The organism is Saccharopolyspora ipomoeae, from assembly GCF_029952525.1.
Lineage (GTDB): Bacteria > Actinomycetota > Actinomycetes > Mycobacteriales > Pseudonocardiaceae > Saccharopolyspora > Saccharopolyspora ipomoeae.
The window spans coordinates 124151-135426 of record NZ_JASAOF010000018.1; the positions used below are offsets into that span (position 1 = coordinate 124151).

At 71.4% G+C, this 11276-nt stretch carries 10 protein-coding genes; 5 read left to right on the forward strand and 5 right to left on the reverse strand.

Features of this window, described 5'->3' with window-relative positions; genetic code table 11:
• Positions 1-128: 128 nt before the first annotated feature.
• Positions 129-2045: a 1-deoxy-D-xylulose-5-phosphate synthase gene (gene dxs, locus QFW96_RS23060; RefSeq protein ID WP_281457794.1), complete on the reverse strand. Its 1917-nt coding sequence runs from the start codon at positions 2043-2045 to the stop codon at positions 129-131.
• Positions 2046-2287: 242 nt separating this feature from the next.
• Between dxs and QFW96_RS23065 the strand changes: the two genes are divergently transcribed.
• The 3 genes from QFW96_RS23065 to QFW96_RS23075 are packed head-to-tail and all read left to right on the forward strand — an operon-like array spanning position 2288 to position 4291.
• Positions 2288-2800, forward strand: coding sequence for a YbaB/EbfC family nucleoid-associated protein (locus QFW96_RS23065; RefSeq protein WP_281457795.1), 513 nt, complete (start codon positions 2288-2290; stop codon positions 2798-2800).
• The gene (locus tag QFW96_RS23070) at positions 2800-3108 is read left to right on the forward strand and encodes a WXG100 family type VII secretion target (RefSeq protein ID WP_281457796.1); all 309 of its coding nucleotides are present in this window, start codon (positions 2800-2802) and stop codon (positions 3106-3108) included. The genes QFW96_RS23065 and QFW96_RS23070 overlap by 1 nt, the downstream gene beginning before the upstream one ends.
• A 10-nt stretch (positions 3109-3118) precedes the next feature.
• Positions 3119-4291: a WXG100-like domain-containing protein gene (locus tag QFW96_RS23075; RefSeq protein WP_281457797.1), complete on the forward strand. Its 1173-nt coding sequence runs from the start codon at positions 3119-3121 to the stop codon at positions 4289-4291.
• Here the strand turns inward: QFW96_RS23075 and QFW96_RS23080 are convergent.
• The 4 genes from QFW96_RS23080 to QFW96_RS23095 form a co-directional block, all read right to left on the reverse strand.
• Complete coding sequence (locus QFW96_RS23080; protein ID WP_281457798.1) at positions 4288-5421, reverse strand: hypothetical protein; 1134 nt, start codon at positions 5419-5421, stop codon at positions 4288-4290. The genes QFW96_RS23075 and QFW96_RS23080 overlap by 4 nt on opposite strands.
• Positions 5418-6284: a hypothetical protein gene (locus QFW96_RS23085; RefSeq protein WP_281457799.1), complete on the reverse strand. Its 867-nt coding sequence runs from the start codon at positions 6282-6284 to the stop codon at positions 5418-5420. Before QFW96_RS23085 ends, QFW96_RS23080 begins: the two co-directional genes overlap by 4 nt.
• A 137-nt stretch (positions 6285-6421) precedes the next feature.
• The gene (locus QFW96_RS23090) at positions 6422-7672 is read right to left on the reverse strand and encodes a class I SAM-dependent RNA methyltransferase (protein ID WP_281457800.1); all 1251 of its coding nucleotides are present in this window, start codon (positions 7670-7672) and stop codon (positions 6422-6424) included.
• Positions 7644-9671, reverse strand: a complete 2028-nt coding sequence (locus tag QFW96_RS23095) for an APC family permease (protein ID WP_281457801.1) — start codon at positions 9669-9671, stop codon at positions 7644-7646. Before QFW96_RS23095 ends, QFW96_RS23090 begins: the two co-directional genes overlap by 29 nt.
• Before the next feature lie 243 nt (positions 9672-9914).
• Between QFW96_RS23095 and QFW96_RS23100 the strand changes: the two genes are divergently transcribed.
• Positions 9915-10580, forward strand: a complete 666-nt coding sequence (locus QFW96_RS23100; protein WP_281457802.1) for a potassium channel family protein — start codon at positions 9915-9917, stop codon at positions 10578-10580.
• A complete protein-coding gene (locus tag QFW96_RS23105; RefSeq protein ID WP_281457803.1) occupies positions 10580-11242 on the forward strand; it encodes a potassium channel family protein in 663 nt (220 codons plus the stop codon). The genes QFW96_RS23100 and QFW96_RS23105 overlap by 1 nt, the downstream gene beginning before the upstream one ends.
• Positions 11243-11276: the final 34 nt, after the last annotated feature.

Below are 11276 nucleotides of genomic sequence, written 5' to 3' on the forward strand. Positions count from 1 at the left end.
CCCTGCCACAGCAGGCGCCCGCACCAGTCGACGTCGGCGCCGGGGTGACGCGAATCCAACGGAAACCCGGTCCCCGATTTCAATGGAGATCGGAGACCTGACTTCCATTGAAATCGGGAACCACCTGGTCAGCCGTGGGCGGCTTCGGCCTCGGTGGCGACGCGGAGCTGCGCGCCGCGACGGCCCGACAGCCAGTCGTTGACCTTGGTCGCGATGTCGGTCTCGGTGAGACCGAGGTCCGCCAGGACCTCCTCCCGCGAGGAGTGGTCGAGGAAGTTGTTCGGCACCGCCAGGTCGCGCAGCGGCACGTCCAGCTCGGCGTCGCGCAACGCGGCCGCCAGCGACGAGCCGAACCCGCCGTGCCGCCCGGAGTCCTCCAGCGAGACCACCAGGCGGTGCTCGCCGGCCATCTCGACGACCTTCGACGGCACCGGCACGACCCAGCGCGGGTCGACCACGGTCACGCCGACGCCCATCGCGGCCAGCTTCTCGGCGGCGGCCACGGCGAGCTTGCCGAACGCGCCGACGGCCACCAGCAGCACGTCCTTGCGGTCGTCGGCGCGCAGCACGTCCACGCCGCCGGTCCGCTCCACGGCCGGGACCTCCTCGATGACCGAGCCCTTGGAGAAGCGCAGCACGGTCGGCCCGTCGTCGACGGCGACGGCCTCGCGCAGCTCCTCCCGCAGCGTCACCGCGTCGCGCGGCGCGGCCACCTGGATGCCGGGAACCAGGCCGAGGATGGACAGGTCCCACATGCCGTTGTGGCTGGCGCCGTCGTCACCGGTGATGCCGGAGCGGTCCAGCGTCACGGTGACGGCCTGCTTGTGCAGGGCGACGTCCATCAGCAGCTGGTCGAAGGCGCGGTTCAGGAACGTCGAGTACACCGCGAACACCGGGTGCAGACCGCCCATCGCCAGACCGGCGGCCGACGTCATGCCGTGCTGCTCGGCGATGCCCACGTCGAAGCAGCGCTCCGGGTAGGCCTCGGCGAACTTCTTCAGCCCGGTCGGTCCCAGCATCGCCGCGGTGATGGCCACGACGTCGGAGCGCTCGGCGCCGATCGAGACCAGCTCGTCGGCGTAGACGTCGGTCCAGCTCTTGGGCGCGGGCTTCTTCGGCAGGCCGGTCTCCGGGTCGATGACCTTGACCTGGTGCATCTGCTCGGCCTCGTCGTTCTCGGCCGGGGCGAAGCCGTTGCCCTTGCGGGTCACGGCGTGCACGATCACCGGTCCGCCGAAGGACTTGGCCATCTGCAGCGCGTGCTCCATCGCGCGCATGTCGTGGCCGTCGACCGGGCCCAGGTACTTCAGGCCGAGGTCGGAGAACATGACCTGCGGGCTGATCGCGTCCTTGATGCCGCTCTTGGCGGCGTGCAGGCCGGTGTAGAGCGAGCGGCCCACGACCGGCATCTTGCGCAGCGTGCGCTTGCCGGACTCCAGGGCCTTCTCGTAGCTGGGGTTGAGCCGCAGCGCGGCGAGGTGCTCGGCGAGCCCGCCGATCGTCGGCGCGTACGAGCGGCCGTTGTCGTTGACAACGATGACCACCGGGCGCTCGGGGTCGGCGGCGAGGTTGTTCAGCGCCTCCCAGCACATGCCGCCGGTGAGGGCGCCGTCGCCGACGACGGCCACCGCGTGCCGGTCGGCCCCGGTGACCTGGAAGGACCGGGCCAGGCCGTCGGCGTAGGACAGCGCGGTCGAGGCGTGGCTGTTCTCGACGAAGTCGTGCTCGCTCTCGGCGCGCGACGGGTAACCGGACAGGCCGTCCCGCTTGCGCAGCTGGTCGAAGCCGTCCTGACGTCCCGTGACGATCTTGTGCACGTACGCCTGGTGCCCAGTGTCGAACAGCAGCGCGTCATTCGGGGAGTCGAAGACCCGGTGCAGCGCGAGGGTCAGCTCGACCGCTCCCAGGTTCGGCCCCAGGTGCCCACCGGTCCGCGACACCTTCTGGATCAGGAACTGCCTGATCTCGTCGGCCAGCTCCACCAGTTCGGCGTGCGTCAGGCGTTTGACGTCGGCCGGACTGCGCACGGACCCCAGCAGCGTCACCGTGTTCCACCTCGCTTGTCGTGCCGGTCGGTCACAGAGGCAATCCGGGGCCTGGCCGGCAACCTGGCTCCGTCTGCATAGTGCGCCCCAGTCTACGGAGGGGCCATGCGGCGACCGGGTGTGGTCGCGCACCTGCAGCGATGCTCCCAGGACCCGCTCGACCTGCGAATGTGACGTTCGTGTGGAAGGTGTCCCCCGGAAAGCGGTGTTGCTACCTTTCGTCTGATCCCAGGGGAGGCGACATGACTGGACCGGACGGCCGCAAGGCGGAGCTCGAAGCGCGCAACGCCGCGATGCGCGAGCAGGTGAGCTCGATGCTCGACGGGTTGCAACGCCAGACCGCCCAGTTGCGCGAGGCGCAGGCCAGCGCCCTCGCCGCGACCGGCGAGGCCACCTCGTCCGACGGTCTGGTCACGGTGCGGGTCAACGCGGCCGGCGTGGTCACCGACACGGCGCTGTCGCCGTCGGCGCTGCGCACGAGCGCACCGGAGAAGCTCGCCAGGAGCTTCACCGAGGCCGCCCAGTCGGCCGCGCGGGACGCCCGGGCGCGGGCCGATGCGGCCGTCGCCCCGCTGCAGGAGAACGTCCCCGACCTGCCGGACCTGTTCCCGGACGCGCCCTCGCTGGCCCAGCTGATCCCGGCCGCTCCGGAATTGCCGGAACCGAACACCCCGTCGAGTGCGTCCAAGGCGCCGGTAGAGGAGGACTGGGACGACTTCGAACCCCGGTCCCGTTTCCGAAAGGACCGCTGGTAATGGGATTCGAGGTCGACCCCGAGGCGCTGATGGGCGCTTCGCCGAAGTTCGACTCCGCGTCGGACAAGCTGAAGTCGGCGCTGGACAAGCTCAACGGCGTGCTGCAGGCCGAGGGCGCGTGCTGGGGCGGTGACGAGGCCGGTCAGGAGTTCGCCAAGAACTACGAGCCCGGTTCCCAGCAGGGCACCGACGGCATCGAGGGCTTGTCCAAGGCCCTGCACCAGGTCCGCGGTGAGCTCGACGCCACCGCCCGGACGTGGGACGACGTCGACCGGGCGAACGCCGACGGCATCAAGAGCCAGGGCTGAGGGGGACGACGTGGGCATCGAGATCCCGGGTGAGGTCAGCTGGCTGTTCCCGATCGTGGTCGGCGCGAGCTGGCCCGAGGGCGACGAGACGGCGCTGCGCAGGGTCGCCGAGGCGTGGACGCAGTGCGGCGTGGACATCGACGACGTGATCGGCGAGACCGAGGGCGCCGTCAGCGCGGCGCTGGCCACCATGAAGGGCGACACGCACGACGCCTTCCAGACGTTCATGAAGGACTTCTGCGACGGCGGTTCGGGTCACCTGCCGGAGCTGAAGAAGCTCTGCGAGGCGCTCGGCGAGGGAGCCGACAGCGCGGCGTTGGAGATCGAGTACACCAAGATGAGCATCATCGCCGCGCTGGTCATCCTGGCCGCGCAGATCGCGGCGATGATCGCCTCAGCGGTGGCGACCTTCGGCGCCAGCACGGCGGGCATCCCGATCGCGCAGGCCGCCACGCAGCTGACGGTGCGGACGTTCTTCCAGCAGCTGCTGACGAAGATCGGCCAGCAGGTCCTGCTCAACGTCGGGATCAACATGGGCGTCGACGCCGCGATCCAGGGCATCCAGTTCGCCAAGGGCGACCGGCAGTCCTGGGACTGGTCCAACACCGGCAACGCGGCGGTCTCCGGTGTCGCGGCCGGTCTGGCCGGTGGCCTGGTGGACGGCGTCGCGCCCGGCATCGGCCAGCAGGTCGGCAAGGACCTGACCGGCAACGCCACCAAGAACTTCACCGAAGCCGCCGCCTACGGAGCCGCGCGCGGCTCCATCTCGGGCGTGCTCGGCAACACGATCAACCAGGGCTTCCACGGCCAGGCGCCGGGCATCAACGACATCACCTCGGGCGCCATCTCCGGCGGCATCAGCGGAGCGACCGGCGGGATGCAGAGCCGGCACGAGGGCCTCAACGCCACCTGGGAGGGCAACGGCCGCGGCGCGACCGGCGACGGCGGCGAGTGGGTCTCCGGCTCCAACACGCAGGGGTGGCGCTTCGAGACCGACGAGGGCTCCGTGACCGGCGCCAACGTCGACACCCCCTACAACAACGACGTCAACTCCGCGACGGTCGGCCAGCACGCCAACATCGAAGGCGGCCCGAACAACGTCAACGGCAACTCCTACGGCGAGGTCGACGCCGAGAAGCAGCAGACGCCGGAGAAGCTGAACCTCCCGGACGGTCCGGGCTAGGCCCAGGGACGCCAGCTCGGCAGTGGGGCGACCTCGGGTCGCGGGTCTCCCCACTTCGGGCTGTTCGGCGGCAGCGAGTGGAGCTCGGCGCGGGCCAGTCGCGCGCGCTGCCGGAGCCAGCCGGCCACCAGGAACGCGCCGACGAGCAGCATCGCCGCGGCGGCGAGCCACGCGCTCGGCGTCGCGGCGCCGCCCGTGATCTGCATGGTGAGCAGCATCAGGCCGAGCACGCCGAAGAAGAACCCGAGCAGCGGCCGGAAGACCCGGTAGGACTGGGACTGCTTGCCGTTGCGGAATGTCGTGTTCTGCGCGGTGGCCCACTTGCGCAGCGCGTGCCAGGAACCGAGGTCCTGCGGGCCGGTCCGCAGCGACCACGCGGCGCTCTGCCGCCTGCGCAGGATCGCGGCGACCAGCCGCGGGTCCTCGACGTTGACGATCCACTGCTGCTGCCCGGCCACGACCCGCACGGCGGGTCCTTCGACCAGCCGGAGCGCCGTCGCGCCCGGCAGCGGCCAGGCGTCCCCGCCGACGATCTCGCCGGGCTGGGCCAGCGACACCTCGGCGAGCGGGATCGCCTGGTCGACGTGACCGCCGCCCGCCATCCGGCCGAGCGCGAGGACGGCGCGGTCGCGTTCGACCCGCAGCTGCGCCCTCTGGTGCCGGTAGATCGGGAAGCCCACCTCGACGTCGCGCTCGGCGAGGTCGAAACCCGGTGCGGTGAGGCGCTCGTGCGCCGTTCGCGCGAGCAGCGGGCACACCACGACCGCGACGAGCGCGAGCAGTTCGACCGGTGCCAGCGCGAGATTCGCGTAGGCCGCCGAGAACCCGGCCAGCAGGGCCCACCCGAACCAGCGCCGCGGCGTGCGCACGTCGAGGAGCCAGGCGACGGTCGCGACCGCGACGCCGACCACACCGGCGATGCCGACACCGGGCACGAGCTCCCGCATGCTCCACACGACGAACCCGAGCGGGATCACCACGATGGCGAACGCCCCGAGGGCGAATGCCCGGACGACGCGGCCGGGAACCGCTTCCGGTGCGGCACTGGGCTTTCCGGCGACCGGGGTGGTCTCGGTGCCGGTCTCGGGCGGGGCCGGGAGGACTTCGGGGATGTGCTCCTGCGCGCTCATGTCCAGTCCTCGATGCGTGCGGGTTCCGCGCCGTGCAGGGCGGCTCGCGCCCGCAGCAGCTCGGCGAGTTCGGTGTCGGCCGGGAGCAGCTGGGTGTCGGTCCGGGTCCGGATGACGACGACGTCGCCCTCCGGCAGCGAGGCACCCCGCCCGTCGGCCAGCGGTGCCCAGGCGCCGTCGTCGGGCCGAGCGGGGCGCACGCCGATCTCGGTGATGTCGGCGAGCCGGATGTCCTTCGCCGCAGCCTGGCCTGCCGGTCGTCCGGCAGCGGTGCGCACCGAGAGCCGCATCGAGTCACCGGTGATCTTGACGGAGTCCTCTCCCCCGCCTTGAGGCGAGCGCAGCCCCTTCACCAGCACGAACTCGCTGCCCCCGATCTCCCGCAACGGCTCGGCCAGGATCGCCCGCCGAGCCAGGAGGGCCGCCACCACCGGAACAGCGGCCCCGATGATCCCGACACCGATGCGGACCCACAGCGGCAGAGCCGTGTAGGTGATCGACAGGAACAGCCCGAGGGCCTGGGCGATCCCCACGATGAATCCGTACATCAGCCAGCCGTCGGGCTTGAGCCGCCAGTCGATCCCGTCCGCGTCGCGCCTGCCCGCCCAGGAGGCGAGCGGCATCGGCAGCAGGACGATCAGTGCGACGAACGCGAGCCCGACGAGGTCGCCGCGCTTCGGGCTGCCGACCAGCGGCAGCTCGGGCCCCGAGAGCACGGTCCAGGCCAGCGCCACCAGCGAGACGACGAGCTCAGCGGCGCACCACGCCCACGTCACCGACAGCAGCGCGTTCGCGCGCGACCAACGCCGTCCCACGGCCTCGGCCGCCCGCCGATCGACCCGCCCTGGCACCTCACCGAACACGGCCCACCTCCTCAACCAGCGGCCACCCTAACCATCGGAGTCACCTCGTCGGCGCACGCGTGCCCGGTCAACCGGTCCCGCGAAGCCGGGTCGAAGCGCTCACGAGACGGCTTCCACCGAGGAGCCCGTCTCCGCTGTCAGGCCCTCGCGGAGACGGGCTCCAGGAGGGCGATGCATTCGATGTGGTGGGTCATCGGGAAGGCGTCGTAGGACTCCAGCTCGACCATGCGGTAGCCGTTCTCGGCGAACAGCGAGACGTCGCGGGCCAGGGCCGCCGGGTCGCAGGCGACGTGGACGATCCGGGACGGCTCGCGGGCCGTGATGGCCTGCACGACCTCGCGGCCCGCGCCCTTGCGGGGCGGGTCGAGGACGACCACGTCCGGGTTCGGCAGGTCCTCGTCGGCGAGGACTCGCTCGACGGTGCCCGCGCGGAACTCCACCTGCGGCTGGTCGCGGAGGTTGGTCAACGCGTCCTCCACGGCGCGGCGCGAGGACTCCACCAGCAGCACCGAACCCGTCGGGCCCGCCTGCTCGGCGAGGTCGGCCGCGAACAGACCCACGCCGCCGTAGAGGTCCCAGGCCGTGCCGCCGGACGGGACCGCCGCGAAGCGGGCCACGACCTCGGTGAAGGTCTCCGGAGCGGCCTTGTGCACCTGCCAGAAGCCCTGAGCCGCCACCTCGAAGGAGCGGCCGCGCACCGACTCGTGCGCCACGCCGCTGCCCGCGACCTGGCGCGCCACGGCCTGCTGGCGCCCGCGGCGCCGCTGCGGCTTGCGGTCCAGGGCCGTGACGTGCAGCTCGCCCTCGCCGTCGGCGGCCACCGTCAGCTCCGCGCCCGGCCGCCAGCGGCGGTCGGCGAGCTCCTCGACGGCGCCCTCCACGGTGATCGGGCAGTCGACCACCGGGATCACCCGGTGACTGCGGCTCGGGCGGAACCCCGCGTGCCCCTTGCGGTCGACGGCCAGCCGCGCGCGGGTGCGCCAGCGCAGCAACCCGCCGGGCAGCTCGCGGACCTCCACCGGCCAGTCCAGGCCCGCGATCCGCTGCAGCTGCTCGGTGATCACCGCGGCCTTGAGCGCGCGCTGCGTCTCCCCGTCGGCGTGCTGGAAGTCGCAACCACCGCACCGGTCGGAGCCCAGCGCCATGTCGGCCAGCGGGCACGGCGGGCTGACCCGCCCGGCCGCGGCCTGGAGCACCTCGACGGCATCGGCGCGGCAGAAACCGCCGCCGTTGTCCTCGGTGACCTCCGCGATCACGGTCTCCCCCGGCAGGGCGTGGCGGACGAACACCACCCGCCCCTCGTGCCGGGCCACGCAGTGGCCGCCGTGGGCCACCGGGCCGATCTCGACCTCCAGGCGCCTACCGGTCCAGTCCGGTTTTTCGGTCACCGCTTCCCTTTCCATTGCTCCCCAGTCCTCGGCGCGTCGCGCCGGGCATCGAGGTGATCCGCTGCGCTCGCACCTTCGTCGACGACTCCAGCTGCCACGGCACGCTGGTGACCATCACTCCCGGCTGGAACAGCAGCCTGCTCTTGAGCCGCAGCGCGCTCTGGTTGTGCAGCAGCTGCTCCCACCAGTGCCCCACCACGTACTCGGGGATGAACACCGTCACCACGTCGCGCGGGCTGTCCCGCCGGATCCGCTTGACGTACTCCAGGACCGGCCGGGTGATCTCCCGGTACGGCGATTCGAGGACCTTCAGCGGCAGCGGCAGGTTCTGCTGCTCCCACTCGGCGGTCAGCTCGCGGGTGTCCTCCTCGTCGACGTTGACTGTGACGCCTTCGAGCTCGTCCGGCCGGGTGGCTCGGGCGTAGGCGATGGCCCGCATCGTCGGCAGGTGCAGCTTGGAGACCAGCACCAGCGCGTGGTTGCGGGAGGGCAGGACCGCGTCGGTCTCGGACTCCTCCAGCTCGTCGGCGACGCGGACGTAGTGCCTGCGGATCGCCGTCATCAGCACGTAGATCGCGGCCATCGCGGCGATGGCGATCCAGGCGCCGTGGGTGAACTTGGTGATCAGCACGATGACGAGCACGCTGGCGGTCATGAACAGGCCGAAGGCGTTGGTGGCCTGCGCCCGGCGCATCCGGCGCCGCGCGGCCGGGTCCGCCTCGGAGCGCAGAAGCCGGTTCCAGTGCCGGATCATGCCGCTCTGGCTGAGCACGAACGACACGAACACGCCCACGATGTAGAGCTGGATCAGCCGGGTCACCTCGGCGTCGAAGGCGATCACCAGCACGATCGCGCTGAAGGCCAGGAACAGGATGCCGTTGGAGAAGGCCAGCCGGTCACCCCGGGTGTGCAGCTGCCGCGGCAGGAACCGGTCCTGCGCCAGGATCGAGCCCAGCACCGGGAAACCGTTGAACGCGGTGTTGGCGGCCAGCACCAGGATCAGACCGGTGAAGAACACCAGGTACCAGATCCCCGGCGAGAAGCCGGCGAACACGGCCCCGGCCAGCTGCGCGATGAGCGTCTTCTGGTGGTAGCCCTCGGGGGCGCCGATGAGCTGGTGCGCGGGGTCCTCGGCGACGACGGCACCGGTGACGCGGGCCAGCATGATCAGGCCCAGGAACATCAGGATCGCCAGGCCGCCCATCAGCGCCAGCGTGGTCGCGGCGTTGCGGGACTTGGGCTTGCGGAAGGCCGGCACGCCGTTGCTGATCGCCTCGACACCCGTCAGCGCGGCGCTGCCGGAGGAGAAGGCCCGCAGGATCAGGAACGCGAACGCCACCCCGGCGAACTGGCTCTCCTCCTGCGCGAGCTGGAACCCGGCGCTCTCCGCCCGCAGGTCCGAGCCCAGCACGAACGACTGGAAGAAGCCCCAGAAGATCATCCCCAGCACGCCGATCACGAACGCGTAGGTGGGGATCGCGAACAAGGTGCCCGACTCGCGGATGCCGCGCAGGTTCATCGCGGTCAGCAGGGCGATCGCGCCGACCGCGAACAGCACCTTGTGCTGGGCCACGAACGGGATGACCGAGCCGATGTTGGCCGCTGCCGAGGAGATCGAGACGGCGACGGTGAGGATGTAGTCGACCAGCAGCGCGCTGGCCACCACCAGGCCCCAGCGGGGACCGTGGTTGACGGTGGCGACCTCGTAGTCGCCGCCGCCCGAGGGGTAGGCGTGCACGTTCTGCCGGTAGGACGCCACCACCGCGATCATCACCAGCGCGACCAGCCCGCCGATCCACGGGCTGATGGCGTAGGCCGAGACGCCGGCGACCGACAGCACCAGGAGGATCTCCTCGGGTGCGTAGGCGACGCTGGACATCGGGTCGGAGGCGAACACCGGCAGCGCGATGCGCTTGGGCAGCAGCGTGTGCGCGAGGCGATCGCTGCGGAACGGCCGACCGACGATCAACCGTTTCGCGGCGGTTGCGAGCTTGGACACGGCACAGAGCGTAAGCGGTGGGGCGGGGGGACCGGTGAATGCGGGCTTTCGAATTGCTCTCAGGTCACATCCGGGGTGGCGTGGTGCCCTTCCCGAGCGGTCACCCGGTACGGTGCAGCAGCCCGTTGCCTGACGGTCGTCGCGGTCCCCTGATCGCGTCCGCCCGGGTACGGTCAGCGGCGTCCGAACGACGCCGCTGAGCAGCAAGTCCGAGAGCACACCCCGCAGCGAGGAGACAAGGTCGTGCACGTGGTGATCATGGGCTGCGGCCGGGTCGGGGCCTCCCTGGCCGCCGCCCTGCAACGGCTCGATCACACCGTGGCCGTGGTCGACAAGGACCCGCAGGCGTTCCACCGCCTGGGCAGGGACTTCCGCGGTCAGCAGGTCACTGGCAACGGCTTCGACCGGGACATCCTGGAAGAGGCGGGAATCGAGCAGGCCAGCGCCTTCGCCGCGGTGTCCAACGGGGACAACTCCAACATCGTCTCGGCCCGGGTGGCGCGGGAGACGTTCGGCGTGGCGCACGTCGTGGCCCGCATCTACGACCCCAAGCGCGCCGAGGTCTACCAGCGCCTCGGCATCCCGACCGTGGCGACGGTGCCGTGGACGACCGACCGCTTCCTGCGGATGCTGCTGCCGGAGGGCGTGGCCACCGCGTGGCGGGAACCGTCCGGCGCGGTCGCGGTGCTGCAGCTGCCGCTGCACGAGAGCTGGATCGGCCGCAAGGTCACCGAGGTCGAGTCGGCGACCGGGGCGCGGGTGGCGTTCATCATGCGGTTCGGCAGCGGCGTGCTCCCCGACCGCAAGACCGTGATCCAGGCCGACGACACCGTCTACGTCGCGGCGCTGTCGGGCACCGTCACCGACGTGACCGCGGCGGCCCGACGCACACCCGAGGAGAGCGAGTAATGCGCATCGCGATCGCGGGGGCCGGCGCGGTCGGCCAGTCCATCGCGCGGGAGCTGCTCGAAGGCGAGCACGAGGTGCTGCTCATCGAGCGCACCACCGCCAACTACCACCCGAGGCTCATCCCGGGCGCCGAGTGGATGCTCGCCGACGCCTGCGAGCTCGCGTCGCTGGAGGAAGCGGGACTGCAGTCCTGCGACGTGGTCATCGCGGCCACCGGCGACGACAAGGTCAACCTCGTCGTCTCGCTGCTGTCCAAGACCGAGTTCGCGGTGCGCCGCGTCGTGGCCAGGGTCAACGACCCGCGCAACGAGTGGCTGTTCACCGACGCCTGGGGCGTCGACGTCGCGGTGTCCACGCCGCGGATGCTGGCCGCGATGGTCGAGGAGGCCGTCAACGTCGGCGACCTGGTCCGGCTGATGACGCTGCGCCAGGGCCAGGCCAACCTCGTCGAGGTGACGCTGCCGGAGTCCACGCCGCTGGCCGGGCGCCGGGTCCGCGACCTCAAGCTGCCGGTCGACGCGGCGCTGGTGAGCATCCTGCGCGGCGGCCGGGTCATCGTCCCCCAGGCCGACGACCCGCTGGAGGCGGGCGACGAGATGCTGTTCGTGGCCACCAGCAACGTCGAGAACGAGATCCGCGCGGTCATCCACGACCAGTCGTAGTGAGACGTGAAGCGGGGGCGGTTCCGTTCGGAAC